At 65.1% G+C, this 19,736-nt stretch carries 21 protein-coding genes; all 21 read right to left on the reverse strand.

Features of this window, described 5'->3' with window-relative positions:
- Window positions 1-22: 22 nt before the first annotated feature.
- Entirely contained in the window at window positions 23-697 is a 675-nt protein-coding gene (locus tag VJ307_04900; protein HJX73476.1) for a TetR/AcrR family transcriptional regulator, read from the reverse strand.
- Window positions 698-767: 70 nt separating this feature from the next.
- On the reverse strand, window positions 768-1,547 hold the full coding sequence (locus VJ307_04905; GenBank protein HJX73477.1) for an IclR family transcriptional regulator: 780 nt from the start codon (window positions 1,545-1,547) through the stop codon (window positions 768-770).
- Between the two features lie 198 nt (window positions 1,548-1,745).
- Entirely contained in the window at window positions 1,746-2,288 is a 543-nt protein-coding gene (locus tag VJ307_04910; GenBank protein ID HJX73478.1) for a tetratricopeptide repeat protein, read from the reverse strand.
- 20 nt (window positions 2,289-2,308) lie between these two features.
- Window positions 2,309-2,788, reverse strand: coding sequence for a 2-amino-4-hydroxy-6-hydroxymethyldihydropteridine diphosphokinase (gene folK / locus VJ307_04915; protein HJX73479.1), 480 nt, complete (start codon window positions 2,786-2,788; stop codon window positions 2,309-2,311).
- A gap of 274 nt (window positions 2,789-3,062) precedes the next feature.
- Window positions 3,063-4,232, reverse strand: coding sequence for an LL-diaminopimelate aminotransferase (locus tag VJ307_04920; protein ID HJX73480.1), 1,170 nt, complete (start codon window positions 4,230-4,232; stop codon window positions 3,063-3,065).
- Window positions 4,233-4,262: 30 nt separating this feature from the next.
- A complete protein-coding gene (locus tag VJ307_04925; protein ID HJX73481.1) occupies window positions 4,263-5,027 on the reverse strand; it encodes a fumarylacetoacetate hydrolase family protein in 765 nt (254 codons plus the stop codon).
- A 4-nt stretch (window positions 5,028-5,031) separates the two neighbouring features.
- Window positions 5,032-5,835, reverse strand: coding sequence for a 4-hydroxy-tetrahydrodipicolinate reductase (gene dapB, locus VJ307_04930; GenBank protein HJX73482.1), 804 nt, complete (start codon window positions 5,833-5,835; stop codon window positions 5,032-5,034).
- Window positions 5,836-5,852: 17 nt separating this feature from the next.
- Window positions 5,853-6,725 carry a 4-hydroxy-tetrahydrodipicolinate synthase gene (gene dapA, locus VJ307_04935; GenBank protein ID HJX73483.1) on the reverse strand — a complete coding sequence of 291 codons (873 nt, stop codon included), beginning with the start codon at window positions 6,723-6,725 and terminating at the stop codon, window positions 5,853-5,855.
- Window positions 6,726-6,740: 15 nt separating this feature from the next.
- Window positions 6,741-7,568 carry a diaminopimelate epimerase gene (dapF, locus tag VJ307_04940; GenBank protein HJX73484.1) on the reverse strand — a complete coding sequence of 276 codons (828 nt, stop codon included), beginning with the start codon at window positions 7,566-7,568 and terminating at the stop codon, window positions 6,741-6,743.
- A gap of 93 nt (window positions 7,569-7,661) precedes the next feature.
- Window positions 7,662-8,954, reverse strand: a complete 1,293-nt coding sequence (gene lysA, locus VJ307_04945) for a diaminopimelate decarboxylase (GenBank protein HJX73485.1) — start codon at window positions 8,952-8,954, stop codon at window positions 7,662-7,664.
- 3 nt (window positions 8,955-8,957) lie between these two features.
- The gene (locus VJ307_04950; GenBank protein ID HJX73486.1) at window positions 8,958-9,110 is read right to left on the reverse strand and encodes a hypothetical protein; all 153 of its coding nucleotides are present in this window, start codon (window positions 9,108-9,110) and stop codon (window positions 8,958-8,960) included.
- Complete coding sequence (gene argH, locus VJ307_04955; GenBank protein HJX73487.1) at window positions 9,107-10,483, reverse strand: argininosuccinate lyase; 1,377 nt, start codon at window positions 10,481-10,483, stop codon at window positions 9,107-9,109. The genes VJ307_04950 and argH overlap by 4 nt, the downstream gene beginning before the upstream one ends.
- A 1-nt stretch (window position 10,484) precedes the next feature.
- Window positions 10,485-11,693, reverse strand: a complete 1,209-nt coding sequence (locus VJ307_04960) for an argininosuccinate synthase (GenBank protein ID HJX73488.1) — start codon at window positions 11,691-11,693, stop codon at window positions 10,485-10,487.
- 19 nt (window positions 11,694-11,712) lie between these two features.
- The gene (argF, locus tag VJ307_04965) at window positions 11,713-12,627 is read right to left on the reverse strand and encodes an ornithine carbamoyltransferase (GenBank protein HJX73489.1); all 915 of its coding nucleotides are present in this window, start codon (window positions 12,625-12,627) and stop codon (window positions 11,713-11,715) included.
- On the reverse strand, window positions 12,624-13,823 hold the full coding sequence (locus VJ307_04970; GenBank protein ID HJX73490.1) for an aspartate aminotransferase family protein: 1,200 nt from the start codon (window positions 13,821-13,823) through the stop codon (window positions 12,624-12,626). The genes argF and VJ307_04970 overlap by 4 nt, the downstream gene beginning before the upstream one ends.
- Complete coding sequence (gene argB, locus VJ307_04975; GenBank protein ID HJX73491.1) at window positions 13,820-14,728, reverse strand: acetylglutamate kinase; 909 nt, start codon at window positions 14,726-14,728, stop codon at window positions 13,820-13,822. Before argB ends, VJ307_04970 begins: the two co-directional genes overlap by 4 nt.
- An 11-nt stretch (window positions 14,729-14,739) precedes the next feature.
- Window positions 14,740-16,116: an ATP-dependent protease ATPase subunit HslU gene (gene hslU / locus VJ307_04980; GenBank protein ID HJX73492.1), complete on the reverse strand. Its 1,377-nt coding sequence runs from the start codon at window positions 16,114-16,116 to the stop codon at window positions 14,740-14,742.
- Window positions 16,113-16,655 carry an ATP-dependent protease subunit HslV gene (gene hslV, locus VJ307_04985; protein HJX73493.1) on the reverse strand — a complete coding sequence of 181 codons (543 nt, stop codon included), beginning with the start codon at window positions 16,653-16,655 and terminating at the stop codon, window positions 16,113-16,115. Before hslV ends, hslU begins: the two co-directional genes overlap by 4 nt.
- Window positions 16,652-17,626, reverse strand: coding sequence for a tyrosine recombinase XerC (locus VJ307_04990; GenBank protein HJX73494.1), 975 nt, complete (start codon window positions 17,624-17,626; stop codon window positions 16,652-16,654). Before VJ307_04990 ends, hslV begins: the two co-directional genes overlap by 4 nt.
- A gap of 39 nt (window positions 17,627-17,665) precedes the next feature.
- A complete protein-coding gene (gene trmFO, locus VJ307_04995) occupies window positions 17,666-19,027 on the reverse strand; it encodes a methylenetetrahydrofolate--tRNA-(uracil(54)-C(5))-methyltransferase (FADH(2)-oxidizing) TrmFO (protein ID HJX73495.1) in 1,362 nt (453 codons plus the stop codon).
- The coding region (locus VJ307_05000) for an ATP-binding protein (protein ID HJX73496.1) at window positions 18,999-19,736 on the reverse strand (738 nt) is incomplete at its 5' end. The genes VJ307_05000 and trmFO, both read right to left, overlap by 29 nt.

Here is a 19,736-nt window from a genome sequence, read left to right on the forward strand (position 1 = left end):
TCCTGGGTCAAATCGAATCCGATCATGTCCTGGCCTCCCTGTCCTTCGCTTTCATGCATAACCCTTCCGCGAAGATGCGGTAAATTTCGGACGCTGCTTCGGCAGGATCGTATTTCCGTTTGCGGGACAGAACGTAGGCGAGCGCCATCTCGTCGAGGGCGCCGAACACCGCCCGTCGGGCCACCGTCACATTCAGGTCCTGCCGAAACGTCCCCTCCCTTTTCCCCAGCTCGAGAATCTCGCTGATCACGTCGAGATACTCGAGGAATTTCACGGGAACGTAATCCTTCATGAACTTGTTGCTCTGGCGCAGTTCCACCTGGAGAACTTCGATCAGCCCCGCTTCCCGGAGGAGAAGACCCATGTGATTCTCGATGAAGATCCTCAGGCGCGAGAGAGCATCGTCCCCCGCGGCGATTCGCGCTCTGGCATCCGCGACGACCTCGGCCATCTTCTCCTCGAACAGCGAAATGAGGAGATCGTCCTTGTTCTTGAAATAGAGATAGATCGTCCCATCCGCCACGCCCGCCGACTGGGCAATGTCGGACACCTTGGAGTTGAAAAACCCCTTTTGGGAGAATATCTTAACCGCTGCCTGGAGGATACGATCCCGCTTCGCCGGTCCTCCTCCGCGGGGACCCCGTCTTGCCATCACACCCCCCTTGAATGAATCGTCATTCATTTCTACGAGTACCATTGGACGGGGGGTGTGTCAAGAGAATCCGGGAGCGATTTGGCCCCGGATGGGGAGCGGTTGTCTCTTGCTGCTACTCCCGGAAACCGAGCCGGGTCGAGAGCTCCCGGCCCAGCCGGACCACTTCGCCGCTGAACGTCGTCTGGATCTTTTCGTCCGTCAGGCGATGCGCCGGACCGGAGACGCTTAGGGCTCCGATCACCTTCCGGGTGTAATCCCGGATCGGGGAGGCGATGCACCGGAGCCCTTCCTCGAACTCCTCGAGATCGGTTGCATATCCCCTCTCGCGCACCACCTCGAGGTCGCGGAGGAGTTCATCGATGGTCCGGAAGGTATTCCCGGTGTATCCCTTCAGTTCCCCGCCGAACCGCTTGCGAAGGTCCTCCTCGGATTCGAAGGCCACCAGCGCCTTTCCGGCGGCGGTGGCATGGATCGGCATGTGGAGCCCGAGGCGGGAAACGACGCGGACCGTGATCTCCGGCTCGACCGAGTCGAGGTACACGACCTCGTTTTCCCGCATGATCGAAACGTAACTCGTCTCCCCCGTCTTCTCGGCGAGTTCCTGGAGGGCCGGCTTGGCCTGCTTCAGCATCCCCCTCTGGTGGATGAAGGTCTGCCCCAGTTCGAGGCACCGGACCCCCAAGCGGTAGTTCTCGTTCGCCTTGTTCTGCTCGATGTAGCTTCGGGACTGCAGTGTCGCGAGAATGCGAAACACATTGTTTTTATGGAGTTTAAGCTTCTTGCTCAGTTCGGTGACGCCGAGTTCGTCCGAATCCCCATGGAATTCCTCGAGCACATCGAGGGCGTGGGAGACCGACTGGATGATGTAATTCGACTTGTCGCGCCGTACCATGTTCCCTCCCATGTGCCGATTCGAAACCGGAATAACAAAACACTGTTACATATATTCTTTGTCCCCGATACTGTCAATAAATAATATACCCTGTTTCTATTCCGATGGTAAATGAGGAATGGTCGATTGGGAAAAGTCCGGGAACGGATTGCGCTTTTTCCCTTTACCTCGGGGACATTACCCAAAATAAAATCGGATTCACCTCGCTTTGGGCTTCATCGAATCGACCGTGGCGCGCATCTTGGCGATCTCCGCCTTCAGGGAATCTCGATACGGGTAGTCGGGGACGTTTTCCAGAAGCCCCTCCCACGCCTTGGCGCCGCCCTCGATGTCTTTCTTGTCGTGGATCAGGATGACACCCAGGTTGTATCGGGACTGCGAGTGTCTGGGGTCCGTGGAGATCACCTTCTTCAACTCCTCGATCGCTTTGTCGGGATTCCCACTCCGCCGGTAGCAGACGGCCATGTCGGTTCTGACGTTCACGTTGCGCGGGTCGATGGCAAGCGCGCGCTGGTAGTGCTCGATCGCCAGCAGATCCTGCCCGGTGTCGTAATAGAGGTTTCCGGTGTTGATGAGGGCCTGGAGATTGTTCGGATCCTTCCGGAGGATCTCCCGGTAGTTCTCGATCTCGTTCAGGGCGTTCAGGTTGACCATATCGCCCCCCGTCCCCCGGGGGGGTTCCTTCTTGCGGCAACCGGCCGCCGAGAGGAGGGACAGCAGTATCGCGCCCGTGATCGCCATCTTTCCTATGCTGCGCCATTTCATATCGGACTCACCTCCAGCGGATCCCGGCACGCCGTAAGAAGTTCCCTCACCGTCTCCCCTCCCGGAGGAACGGAAATCTCCGGCGCGATTTCGGCCACGGGAGCCAGGCAGAACCGTCGAACGGGCATCTTCGGGTGGGGGATCGCAAGGTGCGGCTCGCGAACCAAGCGGTTCCCCATCAGGATGATGTCGATGTCGAGCTCCCGGGGCCCGAAGCGGGCCCCCGCCTTTCGGCCCGCCTCCACCTCGATTCCCTTGACGAAATGAAGAAGGGCTTCCGGGGCAAGGTCGGTCTCCCCCCGGACCGCGATATTCAGATACCACGGCTGGTTCGCCCTACCGCTCGGTTCCCCCGCGTAGATCCGGGATATCCTCCTGATCTTCACCTCGCCGGCGAGCGCTGCGACACCGTCCCGAAGCCGCCGGACCCGGCGGCCCATATTGCTCCCGAGCAGCAGGACGACCTCTTCCTTCAAGCGATCCGTCCCCGGCCCGGAGGACCCGATGCCGCGTCTCGCAGATACCTCGACAGTCGAATCCGTCTCCGCGCACAGGGCGAAGCGGGGGGTTCCTCGCCGCGGCCTGTGGAGCGAGGCAGAATTTGCGTCGAGCGGAACCGGCAGCGAGCGGGCGCAAGGTCGCGAGCGTAGCGGCGAGGAAGCCCCCCGCGAGCCAGTGCGCGGAACGCCCGTCTGTCCCGGGCCATGCCGGTGGCGGATCGTTGCGTCACGCCGTTTCCGTGACCCTGCACTAGAATCCCACCTTCCTCATCCGGGAAAGGGCCTCCCGAAGCTTCCCTTTCTCCTTCGTCAGGGCGATCCGGATGTATCCCTCCCCGCCTTTTCCGAACCCGTTTCCGGGGGTGGTGACGATGCCGGCCCTCTCCAGCAGGTGCGCGGAACAGGAGGCAGACGTATACCCCTTCGGAACGGGGATCCACACATAGAACGTGGCCAAGGGTTCGACGGGGTCCAGGCCGAGCCTTCGAAGTCCCGGCACGAGGACGTCACGACGGTCCTGGTAGGTCTTCCGTATGGCATCTGTGACCTCGTCGCCGCTTTCCAGGGCGGCGATCCCCGCGCCCTGCACCGCCTGGAACACCCCGCTGTCCACGTTGGTCTTTACCTTTCCGATGCCCGCCACGAGCTCGGCGTTTCCTACGGCGAACCCGATCCGCCAACCCGTCATGTTGTAGGTCTTGGACAGGGAGTGAAACTCGATACATCGTTTCTTCGCCCCGGGAAGTTCGAGGATGCTCATCGGCCTCTTCCCGTCGAAATAGATCTCGGTGTACGCCACGTCGTGCGCCACGATCAGGTCGTGCTCCTCGGCAAGCCCGAGCACGGTCCGGTAGAACTTCCGGTCGGCTACCGCCGACGTCGGGTTGTTCGGATAATTCAGGAACAGGATCTTCGCCTTCGCAAGGACGGAACGCGGGATCGCACCGAAGTCGGGTAAAAAGGCGTTCTCGCGCCGCAGCGGCAGGAAGTGCGATCTCCCGCCGGCGAACATCGTGGCGATGTGGTAGACGGGATACCCCGGGTCCGGCACCAGGACCGTATCGCCCGGGTTCACGAACGCCAGCGGGAAATGGGCGATCCCCTCCTTCGACCCGATGAGCGCGACCACCTCGGAGGGGGAATCGAGGGACACGCCGAATCGCCGCCGGTACCATTCCGCCACGGCTGCCCGGAACTGCGGAAGCCCTTCATAGGACGGGTACTGGTGGTTGGCCGGAATCTCCGCCTCCCGTTTCAGCCGGTTCACGATGAATTTCGGCGTCGGGCGGTCCGGGTCACCCACCCCCAGGTCGATGATGTCCACGCCACGGGCCCGGACCTCGTGCTTTTTCCGGTCGAGTTCGGCGAACAGGTACGGGGGAAGCGCCCGGATGCGGGCGGAAAGCGGAAAACGGCTCATGTCGGCGGGATCTCCTCGAAGACTGGTTTGTTACGCCGCTACGACCCGGTTGGTCAGGGACCCGATCCCCTCGATCTCGACGGTCATGACGTCTCCTGGCTTCACGGGGCCGACCCCCGGAGGGGTGCCGGTCGCGATGATGTCGCCTGGGTACAGGGTCATGACGTGGGATATGTGCTCCACCAGCGCGAACACCGATTTGCCCAACTCCCGCGTGTTGCTGTCCTGCCTCGCCTGGCCGTTCACGAGACAGCGGATCGACAGGGCGGACGGGTCCAGGTCGGTCTCGATCCAGGGGCCGACCGGCGCGAAGGTGTCGAACCCCTTCGCCCGCGCGTACTGCACGTCCTTCGCCTGGAGGTCCCGAGCGGTCACGTCGTTGAAGCAGGTGTACCCCAGGATCACCGACCGCGCCTCCCGCTCCGAAACGTCCTTCGCCTTCCTCCCGATGACGACGGCCAGTTCCGCCTCGTGATCGACCCGCCGGGAGGCACGCGGGTACACCACATCGCCGCCGGGGTGGTTGAGCGCGGACGGGGCTTTGAGGAAGATGAGCGGTTCTTCGGGGATCGCCTTCCCCATCTCCCGCGCGTGGTCCTTGTAGATCAGCCCTATGGCGACGATCTTGGAGGGAACCACGGGCGCGAGAAGTCGGACATCGGCCAGGGGCCTCGGGGCGCCCGTCGGGCGGATCCCCTCGAACGGAGGCCCGTCAAGTTCCCGGATCTCTCCCTTCCCGGGATCGACGGACCCGTACGCAACGTTTCCACGATACTCGAACCGCGCGATCTTCATGGGGTCACACCCCCAATACCGCAAGCATGTCGTAGAGGCCGGCCGGTTTCCCGATCACCCACGAGGCGGCCCTCACCGCGCCCCGCGCGAACGTGTCCCGACTGTGGGCCCGGTGGGTGATCTCGAACCTTTCCCCGATCCCGCCGAACACGAGGGTGTGTTCGCCCACGACGTCTCCCGCCCGGACCGCGAATACCCCGATCTCCTTCCGGGAGCGCTCCCCGACCATTCCCTGCCGGCCGTACACGCCCACCTCCTTCATGTCCCTGCCCAGCGCGCCGGCCACCACGTCGGCGATCTTGACCGCCGTCCCCGAGGGTGAGTCTTTCTTGAACCGGTGATGGGCCTCGACGATCTCGACGTCGTAGTCGTCCCCGAGCACGCGGGCGACGTCGGCCGCCACCCGGAACATCAGGTTCACCCCCACGCTCATGTTGGGGGACAGGACGCATGCGATCGTTTCCGCCGAAACCCGGATCTCCCCCTCCTGCTCCTTCGTCAAACCGGTGCTCCCGATCACGATCGGCTTCCCGGCGGCGGCGGCTTCTCTCGCATGCGCGACGGACGATGCCGCGTGGGTGAAGTCGATCGCCACGTCCGCGCGGCCGATCGACGAGGGAAAATCGCTCGTGACGGGAACGCCCGCCTTTCCCACCCCTGCGGCCTCGAAAGCGTCCTGTCCCAGCAGCGGGTGACCCGGCGTTTCCACCGCGCCGGAGAGGACCAACCCCTGCGGTCGGTCCTTGAGGACCCCCAGAATCGCCCTGCCCATCCTGCCCATCGCCCCGCACACGACCACCTTCGCCATGTTTTCCCCCGGGGCCGTCAGACGAGTTTCAGTTCGGAAAGGACCTTGGCGAGCGCCTTCCGGTTCGCCTCCGCCATCGGGGAGAGGGGGAGCCGGAATTCCTCGTGGATCTTCCTCATCATGGCCAGGGCCGTCTTCGCGGGGATCGGATTGGACTCGAGGAACAGAGCGTTGAACAGAGGCCAAAGCTGGTAATGGATGTCCCTCGCGCGGGAGATCTCGCCGATGACGTAGGTATCGTACAACTCCGCCATCTGCCGGGGGGCGACGTTCGACGTCACGGAGATCACCCCCTTCGCTCCCAGCGCCATCATCGGGAAGAACAGGGCGTCGTCTCCGGAGAGAACGCAGAACTTCTTCGGGGTCATCCGGATGATGTCGCACACCTGGCCCAGGTTGCCGGAGGCCTCCTTCACCCCCACGATGGTCGGGACCTCGGCCAGCCGGGCCACGGTGGACGCCGCCATGTTCACCCCGGTCCTTCCCGGCACGTTGTACAGGATGATCGGGATGTCGACCGATTCGGCGATGGCGCGAAAGTGCCGCAGGAGTCCTTCCTGCGTCGGCTTGTTGTAGTACGGGGTGATGACGAGCGCCGCGCTGGCCCCCGCCCGCTTCGCATACCGGGTGAGGACGATCGCCTCCTTCGTGTTGTTGGATCCGGTACCGGCGATCACCGGGACGCGGCCGCCCACCGCTTCGAGCACGGTGTCGATGACGCGCTCGTGCTCGTCGAAGGAGAGCGTTGCCGACTCTCCGGTCGTCCCGCAGGGGACGATGCCGTCCGTGCCGCTATCGATCTGGAATTTCACCAGCCTCTTCAGGGCATTCCTGTCCAGCTTCCCGTTCCGGAACGGCGTGACCGTCGCGACAATGGCCCCGTGAAACATCGTCTCCTCCCCCCTTCAGTAACGGTACGCTTCCTCGTTGATCACCCCGTCGCACGACCACGAGGTGTCCCCTTCCAGGAAAACCTGCCCGAACCCCTGGTTCCCCATGTCGAAGTGGATGACCAGCTTCTCCCCTCCCCTTGTGCGGACGGTCACCGGAGGACGGACGAAACCGTGAACGGCGGCGAGGACCCCGCAGGCCACCGCGCCCGTCCCGCAAGCGAGCGTTTCCCCCTCCACCCCCCGCTCGTAGGTGCGGACCCGGACCGCGCCGCCGCGCACCTGCGCGAAATTCACGTTGGTCCCCCGCGGCGCGAATGCGCGGTGCGTGCGGATCCCCCGCCCCACCCCGACCAGATCGATCTTCCCGACCGCGGGAACGAACAACACGACGTGCGGCACTCCCGTATTGAGAAAGGAGTACCGGATCTTCCTCCCGCGAAGCGTGAGCGTCCTGTCGATCGCAAGCCCGCGGGGAGGGGGCATCTGGAGCTTGACGCGGCGGTCCGAGACCTCGGCGTGAATGAGCCCCGCCAGGGTTTCGAATGCCATCGATTTGCCGGCGATCCCGCGCTCGGAAGCGAACCGGGCCGCGCACCGTCCCCCGTTTCCGCACATCTCCGCTGCGGACCCGTCCGCATTGAAGAACTTCCACCGGAAATCGGCGCGGCGGGACCGCCCCAGGAAGATGATCCCGTCGGCCCCGATCGACCGGGAGCGGTCGCACACCTTCCCGGCGAACGCCGGAAGGTCGATCCCCTTCATCACGCCGTTCCGGTTGTCGATCAGAAGGAAGTCGTTTCCGCTGCCGTTCAGTTTGGAAAAGGAAATTTGCTTCTTCACGTCCGCTCCGCCCCGGAAAATGTTCCGTTATGGTAGCAGATTGCCCCGATGCATTCCAATTCCGCCGATCGTCTCCCACCCGGAGCCAAAGCTCTACGCCTTTCTCCCCGGCCGGGTGAGGAACGACGCGGTCCGTTCCCCCCGGGTCAGGTCCCGGACGGTTTCCCGCTCCCGTACCACCTCGAACCGCGATCCGCACACCATGACTTCCGCGGCGCGGGGGCGCGAGTTGTAGGTCGAGGACATCGAGAAGCCGTAGGCGCCGGCGCTCATGACCGCGACGAGGTCGCCCGTCGCAAAGGCGGGGAGTTCCCGGTCCCTCGCGAGGAAATCCCCCGATTCGCAGATCGGACCCACCACGTCGGCCACCACTCTCTTCCTCGTACGTTTCCGGACGGGGAGGATGGCGTGGTAGGAGCCGTAAAGCGATGGGCGGGCGAGGTCGTTCATCGCCGCGTCGACGATGAAGAACTCCTTCTTTCCCTTCCCCCCCGCCGCCTGCGACGGCTTGGTGTAGAGCATCCGGGTGAGCAGAATCCCCGCGTTCCCCACGAGCACCCGACCCGGCTCGAGGATGATCGTGACGGGAAGTCCCCGGAATGCGCCCGCGATGGCGGCCGCGTATTGCTGCGGATCCGGCGGAATCTCGTCTTCGTAGGTGATCCCCAGCCCCCCCCCGATATCGACATAGCGAATGGAAAGCCCCTTGCGAAGCAGACGGTCGACCAGCGCACGGACCCTGCCGGCGGCGTCCAGGAAGGGGGATATCTCGGTCAGCTGGGAGCCGATGTGGCAGTCCACGCCGACGACCTCGATGTGCCGGCGTCTCGCCGCCCACTCGTAATCCCGCATCGCCTGCTCGATGTGGATGCCGAACTTGTTCTTCTTCAGCCCCGTGGAGATGTACGGATGGGTCTTCGGGTCCACGTCCGGGTTCACGCGGAGGGCGATGGGCGCCTTCCTCCGCATCCTCCGGGCGATGGCGTCGATCGTCTCCAGCTCCTGCCGGGACTCGACGTTGAACATCAGAATCCCCTTGCGCAGGGCCTCCTCGATCTCCCCCTCCATCTTCCCGACGCCGGAGTATACGATCTTCGCGGGAGGCGCCCCCGCCGCGAAGGCGCGGGAGAGTTCCCCGCCGGAGACGATGTCCACGCCGCTCCCGAGGTTCGTGAACGTCCGGATGATGGAACCGTTCGGGTTCGCCTTCATGGAGTAGCAGATGATGTGCGGGATTCCGGCGAACGCCCGGTCGAACACGCGGTAGTGGTGAGAGAGGGTCGCGTGGCTGTACACATAGACAGGCGTTCCCACGGCCTCCGCGATTCGCCGCAGGGGGACCCCCTCGCAGACCATCTCCCCTCTCTTCGTTGCGAAATGGTGCATCGGTCACCTCGTCACGAAACGGGTTTGCCCGGGTGCCGTCTGCCCCCAGAGGGGCTGCGGCTTCGCCTTTCGCCCGCACGCGGGCAGAAGGCATACGGCGATGAGAAGCAGGGCAAGAGCGAATCGGGCCCGGACGACCCCGTTCCGGCCGATCATGGTTTCTTCAGCCCCTCCAGGCGGCTTTTCACTCTCCTGGGCCCGGTCCCGCCGCGGACGTTGCGCATCCGGACGGAATTCGTGAGGGACACGAAATCGCGCACGTCCTCCCCGATCTTGAGGGAGAAGGAGCGGAACTCCTTGAGACTCAGATCCTTGAGCCGCTTCCCCGCCTTCTCGCAGTGGCGGACGATCTTCCCGGTGATCTCGTGGGCTTTCCGGAACGGGATCCCTTTCCGGGCGAGGTAGTCGGCGAGGTCCGTGGCCGTGAGGAACCCGTCGTCGCAGGCCGCCCGCATCCGCTCCTCGTGCACCGTCATCCCCCGGAGAAGAAGGGTCGCGCCGATGAGGGACTGCTTGACCGCCCGCGCCGAATCGAACACCGGTTCCTTGTCCTCCTGCATGTCGCGGTTGTAGGCAAGGGGAAGTCCCTTCATCACGGTGAGCAGATTCACGAGATTTCCGTACGCCCGGCCCGCCTTTCCCCGGATGAGTTCGGGCATGTCCGGGTTCTTCTTCTGCGGCATGATGCTGCTTCCCGTGCACAGCGCGTCGGGCAGGGAGAGGAAGCCGAACTCGGAGGAGGACCAGTAGACCATCTCCTCCGAGAGGCGCGAGAGATGCATCATGGTCACCGCGCAGGCGTAGAGAAAGTCCGCCGCGAAATCGCGGTCGGACACGGCGTCGATGCTGTTCTCGCACACCCCCTCCATCCCGAGTTCCCGCGCGACGAACTCCCGGTCGACCGGGAAGGTGGTCCCGGAGAGAGCGCCCGCCCCGAGAGGGGAAACGTTTGTCCGCCGTCGGGCGTCCCGGAACCGCTCCTGGTCCCGCGAGAACATCTCGTGGTAGGCGAGCAAGTGATGGGAAAACAGGACCGGCTGGGCCCTCTGCATGTGCGTGTATCCGGGCATGACGACCCCGAAGTACTCCTCCGCGCGCGAACGGATCGATTCCTTGGCCTTGTTCATCAGCAGGATGATGTCGTCGATCGAATCGCGCAGGTACAGCCGCAGGTCCAGGGCCACCTGGTCGTTTCGGCTTCTCGCGGTGTGGAGCTTCCCCCCGATCTCCCCCAGCCGCCGGGTCAGGACCTGCTCCACCGCCATGTGAATGTCCTCCTGGGAAAGGTCGAACGAGATCTTCCCCGTCTCGATCTCCTCCCGGATGGCCTTCAGGGCGGTTGCGATCCTGTGGGCTTCCCCCTGCGGGATGATCTTCTGTTTCCCGAGCATCCGCACATGCGCGATGCTCCCCTCGATGTCGTGCCGGTAGAGGAGAACGTCGTAGGGGATCGAAGCCGTGAACTCCTCGACGAACGAGTCGACCTGCCCGTCGAACCTGCCGCTCCACGCTTTCTTCTTTTTCGCCATGTCAGCGGTTCCTGTTCCGGAGCATCGCCCGGATCTTGAGCCGGAGCGCGTTGATCTTCACGAACCCCTCCGCGTCGCGCTGGTTGAACACCGTTTCCTTCTCGAAGGTGGCGAAATCGGTCCGGTAGAGCGACACGGGGCTTTTCCGTCCCGCGACGATGCAGTTCCCCTTGTACAGCTTGAGGCGGGCGGTGCCGGTCACGTTCTCCTGCGTCTTCTCCACCATCCCCTTGAGCAGCTCCATTTCCGGCGAGTACCAGTACCCGTAGTAGATGAGCTCGGCGTACTTGGGGATCAGCGAGTCCCGGAAATGCATCACCTCCCGGTCGAGGGTGATCGATTCGACGGCCCGGTGCGCGACATGGAGAATGGTCGCCCCGGGGGTCTCGTATACCCCGCGGGACTTGATCCCCACGTACCGGTTCTCCACCAGGTCCACGCGGCCGATCCCGTGGATTCCCCCCAGTCCGTTGAGATGCGCGAGGAGCTTCACCGGTCCCCTCTTTTTCCCGTTCACCGCCACGGGAACCCCCCGGACGAAATCCACCTCCACGTACACGGGCTTGTCCGGCGCCCTCTCGGGAGACCGGGTCAGGACGTACATGTCTTCGGGCGGCTCCGCCGACGGGTCCTCGAGAATCCCCCCCTCGAAGCTGATGTGCATGAGGTTCCGGTCGCTCGAGTACGGCTTCCGCACCGTCACCGGGGTCGGGATGCCGTGTTTCTTCGCGTAATTCACGAGGTCGGTCCGCGAGGCAAACTCCCACTCCCGCCACGGGGTGATGACGCGGATGCCCGGCATGAGCGAGTAATAGGTGAGCTCGAACCGCACCTGGTCGTTCCCCTTCCCCGTCGAGCCGTGCGACACGGCGTCCGCCTTCTCCTTGCGGGCCACCTCGATCTGCTTCTTCGCGATCAGGGGCCGCGCGATCGAGGTCCCGAGGAGGTAGGACCCTTCGTAGACCGCGTTCGCCATGAGGGCGGGATAGATGAAGTCCCGGACGAACTCGTCCTGGACGTTGTCCACGTACACTTTCGAGGCCCCGGTCTTCTTCGCCTTGGCCCGCACGGGCGCGAGTTCCTCCCCCTGGCCGAGGTCCGCCACGAAGGCGATCACCTCGCAGCCGTACGTCTCGATCAGCCACCGCAGGATGACCGAGGTGTCGAGCCCCCCGGAATACGCGAGAACGACCTTTTTCACCTTTTCCACGTCTTCCTCCTCCCACCGGTCAATGCGGGATGAATTTCTCCAGGATGGCCATCTGCATGTGCAGCCGGTTCTCGGCCTCGTCGAACACGGCCGACCGGGGCCCCTCGATGACCTCGTCGGTAATCTCCTCCCCCCGGTGGGCGGGAAGGCAGTGCATCACGATCGCCTTCTTGCCGGCCACCCGGAGGAGGTCTCCGTCGATGCGGTACTCCCGGAACGCCGCGAGGCGTTTCCGCTTCTCCTTTTCCTGTCCCATGCTCGTCCATACGTCGGTGTACAGGATGTCCGCCCCCCTGGCCGCCTCGACCGGGTCCCGAAGCACCCGCACGTCCCCCTTCCCGGCCGCTTCCGCCTCCCTGCGGATCTTCGCGGAAGGCTCGTACCCCTTGGGACAGGCGACGCGGAGAGTGAACCCCAGGAGATGGGCGGATTCCACCCAGGAGTTCGCCACGTTGTTTCCGTCCCCCACAAAGGCGACCCGCATCCTGTGCAGGTCAAGGCCCCGCTCCCGGGCGGTCATCAGGTCGGCGAGAACCTGGCAAGGGTGGTGGCCGTCCGTCAGCCCGTTGATCACGGGAACGGATGCCGCGGCGGCCATCTCCTCGGCGATGGCATGGGAAAATGTCCGGATCATGATCCCGTCGGCGTACCGGGACAGAACGCGTGCGGTGTCCCGGACGGGCTCCCCCCGCCCGATCTGCGTGTCCGCCGGGGAGAGAAAAAGGGCGTGCCCCCCCAGCCGGGCCATCCCGACCTCGAACGACACCCGGGTCCTCGTGGATGCCTTCTGGAACACCATCGCCAGCGACTTGCCCGCCAGGGGGCGCAAAGCGCTTCCCCTTCCCCATCTCCGCTTCCAGGCCCGGCCGGACGAGACGAGGGCGAGGATGTCGCGCCCGGTCAGGTCGAGAAGGCGCAGGAGATCCTTGTTCACTTCCGTCCCTCCTGCGGCAGGGATCTCTCCAGCAGGGAGATCCCCCGGCGTATCTCCCCGTCGCTTATGGTCAACGGCGGGAGAAACCGCAATACCTTCTCCCCCGCGGTGCCGACGACCAGCCCCGCGGCGAGGCACCGCACCACCGTCTCTTTCACCTCGATCTCCATCTCCATCCCGATCATGAGCCCCGTTCCCCGGACTTCCGACACGTCGGAGCGACCCCGCGCGATCTCCGTAAGACCCGTCCGCAGAAGGTCGCCCTTTCGGGAAACCTCCGCGAGGAACCCCGGGGCGAGGACCGTCTCGAGCACCACCTTCGACGCGGCGCAGCAGACCGGGTTCCCGCCGAAGGTGCTCCCGTGCGTCCCCGGCCCGAAGGCGGAGGCCACTTCCTCCCGGGCCACGACGGCGCCCAGCGGTAGCCCGTTGGCGAGCCCCTTGGCGAAGGTCGCGATGTCCGGGGCGATCCCGGACTGCGAGCAGGCCAGGAAAGTACCGGTGCGCCCCATTCCCGACTGGATCTCGTCGGCCACGAAGAGTATCCCGCGCTCCCGGCACCGCCGGAACGCCTGTTCCAGGTAGCCGGAGGGATGAACCCTCACGCCGGACTCCCCCTGGATCGGCTCCACGAGAAACGCGCAGACGGTATCGGTCAGGGCCCTCTCGAGGGCGGCAATCTCCCCGAAGGGGACCGTCTGGAACCCGGGGAGCATCGGCTCGAATCCCCGGTGGAACTTCGGCTGCGCGGTGGCGGACAGCCCCCCGTAGGTGCGCCCGTGGAACGATCCCTCGACCACGACGAACTCGTAGGCCCCTCTCCTTGCCCCGTCGGAGGCCCATTTCCTCGCAAGCTTGATCGCCGCCTCGTTCGCCTCGGTTCCGCTGTTGCAGAAGAAGACCCTCCCCCCGCCCGCCGCGCCGGAGAGCAGTTTGCCCAGTTCCGCCTGCACCGGCACGTGGAACAGGTTGGAAACATGGGTGAGGGCCTTCGCCTGGCCGCAGACCGCATCGACAACCCGGGGATGGGAATGGCCGAGAAGGGCGACCGCGATCCCCGCCAGGAAGTCGAGATACTCCCTTCCGTCGGCGTCGAACAGGCGCGCCCCGTCCCCATGGACGAAGGAGACGGGGAAACGCGCATAGTTCTCCATCTGGTACTTCTGCGTCATGGCGATAATTTCCGCGGAGGTCATTCTCCGCGCCCCTCCGGTTCCGAAGGTGTGATTTCCGTCCCTACCCCCGCGTCGGTGAAGATCTCGAGAAGGACGCTGTGGAGGACACGCCCGTCGAGGATGTGCACCTTCCGGACTCCCTTGCCCAGCGCCGTCAGCCCGCATTCCACCTTGGGGATCATGCCGCCGGTTACCGAGCCGTCCCGGATCGCGGCCATCGCCTCGTCGACGGTCATGGTGGAGACGAGTTCGCCCCGGGCGTTCATCACCCCCGGGACATCGGTCAGGAGGATGAGTTTCTCCGCCGCGAGCGCTCCGGCCACCTCGGCGGCAACGGTGTCTCCGTTGATGTTGTACGCCTCTCCCGCCGGCCCTCCCCCGATCGGCGCGATGACGGGCACAAACCCGTTCCCCTCGAGCGCACGAAGCACCCCCTGGCGAATCTCGACGACATCTCCCACGAGCCCCAGGTCCAGGGGCGCGGAGGCGCCCCCCGCGGGGGAGGGAGAGAGATGCTTGCGGGCGCGGATCAGCTCTCCGTCCTTTCCCGTCAGGCCGACCGCTTTCCCCCCGTACCGGTTGATGAGGGCGACGATCCGCTTGTTCACCGTTCCCCCGAGCACCATTTCCACTACCTCCATCGCGGCGGGGGAAGTCACCCGAAGCCCCTCCTTGCGCTCGAAGGGAATCGAAAGCTTCTTCAGCATCCGGTCGATCTGGGGACCGCCCCCGTGGACGACGACCGGGCGGATCCCGACATACTGCAGCAGGACAATGTCCTCCGCGAACGAGGACATCCTCTCCTCGCCCTCCATCGCCGCCCCGCCGTATTTGATGACAATGGTCCGCCCGCTGAACTCCCGGATGTAGGGGAGCGCTTCGATCAGCGTCCGGGCCTTCTGCAGGTATTCCCGCATCTCCGCCATCTTCCCGCCCCTCAGAGGATATACCGGCTCACGTCCACGTCCCCGACGATGCCGGCCAGTTTCTCTTCCACGTACTTCGCCGGGATGGTAATCTCCTGCCCGCCGATCTCCGGCGAGGAGAACAGGAGATCCTCGAGCAGCTTCTCCATGATCGTGTAGAGCCGGCGCGCCCCGATATTCTCCGTTCGCTCGTTCACCTCGCAAGCCATCTCGGCGATCCGGTCCACCGCCTCCGGGGTGATGGTCAGCCGCACCCCCTCCGTCGCGAGCAACTCCGTGTACTGCCGGGTGAGGGAACCTTGCGGCTCGGTCAGGATGCGCACGAAGTCCTCCCGGGTGAGGGGGTCGAGTTCGACCCGGATGGGGAATCTGCCCTGGAGTTCCGGGATGAGATCGGACGGCTTCGACATGTGGAACGCCCCGGCGGCGATGAACAGAATATGATCCGTCCGGACCATCCCGTATTTCGTGTTGACGTTCGACCCTTCCACGATCGGCAGCAGGTCCCGCTGGACTCCCTGCCGCGAAACGTCCGGACCGACGGCGCTTTCCCGCCCCGCGATCTTGTCGATCTCGTCCAGGAAGACGATCCCGCTCTCTTCGGTGCGGCGAACGGCCAACGCCTTGACCTGGTCCATATCGATCATCCGCGAGGCCTCCTCCTTTTCGAGAAAGGCGAGGGCCTCGGGGACCCTCATCCGTTTCCGGCGGACCTTCTTGGGGAAGAGGTTCCCCAGCATCTCCTGGAGGTTCCCCTCGAGCCCCTCCCCTCCTCCTCCCGTGATCCCGACGAAGTCGATCGCCGGCACGGCGCTCTCCCGGACCTCGATCTCCACCATCCGGTCCGCGAGCTTCCCTTCCTGGAGCATTCCCCGCAGCCGCTCCCTGGACTCCCTCCCGGCTTCCCCCGGGTCGGCCTGTGGTTCCCCCGGGCGATGCGGCCGGGGGGGAAGAAGGATGTCCAGAAGGCGTTCCTCGGAGCTCGCCCGAGCCCGCGCCGCCACCCTCTCCATCTCCTCCGCACGCACCATGTGGACGGCGATGTCGATGAGATCGCGGATGATCGACTCCACGTCCCGCCCGACGTACCCCACCTCGGTGAACTTGGAGGCCTCCACCTTGACGAACGGGGCCTGGGCCAGCCGAGCGAGGCGCCGTGCGATCTCGGTTTTCCCCACTCCGGTCGGCCCCACCATGATGATGTTCTTCGGGGCGATCTCCTCCCGGAGCTCCACGGGGACCTGCATTCGTCTCCACCGGTTCCGCAGGGCAATCGCGACCGCCCGCTTCGCCTTCTGCTGACCGACGATGAAGCGGTCCAGTTCCGCGACAATCTCGCGGGGGATCAACGGGTGGCCGCCCGGCAAATCCGGCTCTCCCGATGTCACGGCGCTTCCACTTCCTCGACCACGATGTTCGCATTGGTAAAGATGCAGATTTCCGAGGCAATGCGAAGCGATTCGCGGGCGATGTCCACCGCGGGTTTGTCGGTGTGAAGCAGCATGGCGCGGGCCGCCGCCATGGCGAACGAGCCGCCGGACCCCACACCGATCACCCCGTCGTCCGGCTCGACGACGTCGCCGCTTCCGGAAAGAAGCATGAGGTCTCTCCCGTCGGTCACGACCATGAGGGCGTCCAGCCGCCTCAGGATCCTGTCCGTCCTCCAGTCCTTGGCGAGCTCCACCGCGGAGCGCCGCAGATTTCCCCGGAACTCCACCAGCTTGCCCTCGAACTTCTCGAAAAGCGTGAAGGCGTCCGCCGTGGCGCCCGCAAACCCCGCCACGATCCGGTCGTGGTGCAGGCGACGGATCTTGCGGGCGGTGTGCTTCAGGACGGTGTTCCCCACCGTCACCTGCCCGTCCCCGGCCATCGCCACCCGTCCCCCGCGGGAAACCGCGATGATCGTCGTTCCCCGGCTTTCGTTCATGACCTGTCCCTCCCTCTCCCGGGAGGCGCCGCCTTTCGGGAGGAGGCCGGCTTCGCCGCCCTCGGGTGCGCCTCTTCGTAGGCCCTCACCAGGTGGCTCACGTTCACTCTCGCGTAGCGCTGCGTCGTGGAGAGCGAGGCATGCCCCAGCATTTCCTGGATGGCGCGAAGATCGGCGCCCGACTCCAGCAGGTGCGTGGCGAAGGAATGTCGGATCCCGTGGGGGGAGAGATGCCTGCCAAGCCCTGCCCGTTCCAGCGCCTTTTCGAGAATGCGCGCCACGCTGCGCGCCGAGAGCGCTCCCCCCCGCAGGTTCCGGAAGAGCGCGCCCCTCCAATCGGCTTCCTCGCCCCGTCGCCCGGCCCTCCCCGTTCCGGCCAGGTACCCCAATAGGGCCTTCCGCGCCTTCTCCCCCACGGGGACGACCCTCACCTTGCGCCCCTTTCCCCGGACCCGGACGGTCCCCTCCTCCAGCGAAACGTCCATTCTCCGGAGCGAGACGAGCTCCCCGACGCGCAGCCCCGAGGAATAGAGAAGCTCGAGAATCGCGACGTCGCGCTTCCCGGCTTCCCCCCCCGCAGGAAGGGAGCGCAGGAGGTCCATCATCTCGTCCACCGGAAGAAATTCCGGCAGTCGCATCGACCGCCGGGGGGCTGCTATTCCGCTGGCGGGATTTTCCGGCACCTCCCCCATCGTGAACAGGAAGGAAAAGAAGGAACGAAGCGCCGCGATCTTCCTCGCCATGGTCGATCCCTTTCTTCCGGGGAACCGGGCCGCGAGATATCGGCGCAGGTCCGCCACCGCCACCGACTTCCACCACGCGGGGCCGTCGAGTGCAAAAATCCCTCTCTCCGATTCCGAAAGGAAATTACGAAGGTCGGAAACCTCGCGGAGGTAGGCCCGGACCGTCTCGGGCGACGCATTCCTCTCGGAAAGGAGGAACCGGGAGAATTGCTCGATGGCGGAATCCACGTCCCTGCCCGTTCCTTCCTCCCCCTCCAGGGAAAAGAACTATGTAACACATAAGGGGTTAAACGCAAAGAATCTTTTACGAAATTCCCCGATGGAGGAGAGGGCCCGGTCCGCCTGCAGCGCCTTCCGCTCCCGCTTCCTGACGCCGAGGGGAAGAGGGAGAAGGCCGAAGTTGGCGTTCATCGGCTGGAAGGTTCCCTGGCGGGGGGTGGTGATATGCCTCATCAGCGCGCCGATCATCGACTCTTCCGGAAATTCGGGGGGCTCTTTCCCTGCGATTCGCGCGATGGCGGAGACCGCCGCGACGAAACCCGAGGCGATCGACTCCGCGTATCCTTCCACCCCCGTGATCTGCCCCGCGAAGAATAGCCCGCGCCGGGTCCGGCACTCCATGCCGGCATGGAGAATCCGGGGGGCGTCCAGGAAGGTGTTCCGGTGAACCGATCCGTACCGGAGGAACTTCGCGCGGGCAAGTCCCGGGATCAGGGAAAAGACCCTCTCCTGCTCCGGGTAGGCGAGTTTCGTCTGGAATCCGACGAGGTTGTACATCGTCCCGGCCTCGTTCTCCTTGCGCAGCTGGACGACGGCATGCGGAATCTTGCCCGTGCGGGGGTCCCGCAGTCCGACGGGCCGCAAGGGACCGAAGAGAAGCGTCTCCGGACCCCGGCGGGCGAGGACCTCGACGGGCATGCATGATTCGAAGTGCCGCTCCTCCTCGAATTCGCGCGCCGGAACGACGCGCGCGGACAGCAGGGCGGAGAGAAATGTCTCGTACTGGTCCTGCGTCATCGGGAAATTCAGGTAATCGCCCGACCCGGACCCGTACCGGTCGGCGAAGAATCCCCGGCTCATGTCGAGGGAGAATGCGTCCACGATCGGGGAGATGGCGTCGTAGAAGAAGAGGCCGCTCCCGCCGGCCAGCGCGCCGATGCTCCCGGCGATCACCGCGGACGGGATCGGGCCGCAGGCGACGATGACGACGGGATCGTCCGGGATCGTCCTTGCCTCCTCCTCCGCAACCCGGATGTTCGACCGGCCCCGGACCGCCTCCGTCACCGACCGTCCGAACTCCTCCCTGTCCACCGCGAGAGCCTTCCCCGCGGGAACCCGGACCCGGTCGGCCACCCGGAGAAGGTTGCACCCGAGGGCCCGGAGTTCCGCCTTCAGGAGTCCCTTCCCGGAATCCGTACGATCCGCGCCCAGCGAGTTGCTGCAGACCAGCTCGGCGAACCATCCGGTGCGGTGGGCGGGAGAGGATACGGCGGGGCGCATCTCGTACAAGTCCACCGCCGTCCCCGAGGCGGACAGGACAAGCGACGCCTCCGAACCGGCAAGCCCCGCTCCGATGACCGTGACCCGGGAAACGGGGGATTCAGCCCCGGGAGGTCGGGTCGCCGCCACCGGATGGCTCCCTGCGCTCGGGGAGGAGAACCGAGAAGACGCTGCCGGTTCCCGGAGCGGACCGCACTTCGATGAATCCGCGGTGGTAGTGGAGGATCCGCTGGGAGATGGCCAGGCCCAGGCCTGTCCCTTCCGCCTTGGAGGTGAAAAAGGGATTGAAGATCTTTCCGATGATGGCGGGTTCGATCCCCTTTCCCGTGTCGCTCACCGTGATGACCACGTACCGCTGGCGATGGCGGATCTGGGAAAAGAGGTCCACCGTGATGATGCCGCCGCGGGGAGTCGCCTGCACGGCATTGCGGACGAGGTTCCATAGCACCTGCTTCAGTTGCTCCGCGTCGCCTTCGACGCGGAAGCTGCTCGTCGCCAGGTTCTCCACGACCACGTCTTTTTCCCGGGCCTCTCCCGCGCGAACCGCCTCCACGATCTCCGTTGCCACTTCGGTCATGTTCACGGGCCCCACGTTCTTCATCGCCGGCCCCGCGTACGCGAGAAAATCCGAGATGAGTCCGTTCAGGCGGGTGCTCTCCCTCTCGATGATGCCGAGAAGGGTCCGGGACGTCTCGGGCAGCTCGGGGACCTCGCGAAGCATCTGGGAGGACCCGGTGATGGAGGCCAGGGGATTCCGGATCTCGTGGGCGAGTCCCGCGGCGAGTTCCCCGACCCCCGCCAGCCGGTCGGCGATCCGGATCCGCTCCTCCATCTGCTT

This window comes from Candidatus Deferrimicrobiaceae bacterium (assembly GCA_035256765.1).
Lineage (GTDB): Bacteria > Desulfobacterota > Deferrimicrobia > Deferrimicrobiales > Deferrimicrobiaceae > CSP1-8.

Excerpts from the sequence above, each read along its gene's own strand:
- argH (HJX73487.1), bottom strand. The coding sequence starts at position 10,483 with ATGGCGAAAAAGAAGAAAGCGTGGAGCGGCAGGTTCGACGGGCAGGTC.
- VJ307_04970 (HJX73490.1), bottom strand. The coding sequence starts at position 13,823 with ATGACCTCCGCGGAAATTATCGCCATGACGCAGAAGTACCAGATGGAG.
- VJ307_04925 (HJX73481.1), bottom strand. The coding sequence starts at position 5,027 with ATGAAGATCGCGCGGTTCGAGTATCGTGGAAACGTTGCGTACGGGTCC.
- VJ307_04900 (HJX73476.1), bottom strand. The coding sequence starts at position 697 with ATGGTACTCGTAGAAATGAATGACGATTCATTCAAGGGGGGTGTGATG.
- VJ307_04905 (HJX73477.1), bottom strand. The coding sequence starts at position 1,547 with ATGGTACGGCGCGACAAGTCGAATTACATCATCCAGTCGGTCTCCCAC.
- VJ307_04910 (HJX73478.1), bottom strand. The coding sequence starts at position 2,288 with ATGGCGATCACGGGCGCGATACTGCTGTCCCTCCTCTCGGCGGCCGGT.
- dapB (HJX73482.1), bottom strand. The coding sequence starts at position 5,835 with ATGGCGAAGGTGGTCGTGTGCGGGGCGATGGGCAGGATGGGCAGGGCG.
- VJ307_04920 (HJX73480.1), bottom strand. The coding sequence starts at position 4,232 with ATGAGCCGTTTTCCGCTTTCCGCCCGCATCCGGGCGCTTCCCCCGTAC.
- VJ307_04950 (HJX73486.1), bottom strand. The coding sequence starts at position 9,110 with ATGATCGGCCGGAACGGGGTCGTCCGGGCCCGATTCGCTCTTGCCCTG.
- hslV (HJX73493.1), bottom strand. The coding sequence starts at position 16,655 with ATGAACGAAAGCCGGGGAACGACGATCATCGCGGTTTCCCGCGGGGGA.
- argB (HJX73491.1), bottom strand. The coding sequence starts at position 14,728 with ATGGCGGAGATGCGGGAATACCTGCAGAAGGCCCGGACGCTGATCGAA.
- lysA (HJX73485.1), bottom strand. The coding sequence starts at position 8,954 with ATGCACCATTTCGCAACGAAGAGAGGGGAGATGGTCTGCGAGGGGGTC.
- dapA (HJX73483.1), bottom strand. The coding sequence starts at position 6,725 with ATGTTTCACGGGGCCATTGTCGCGACGGTCACGCCGTTCCGGAACGGG.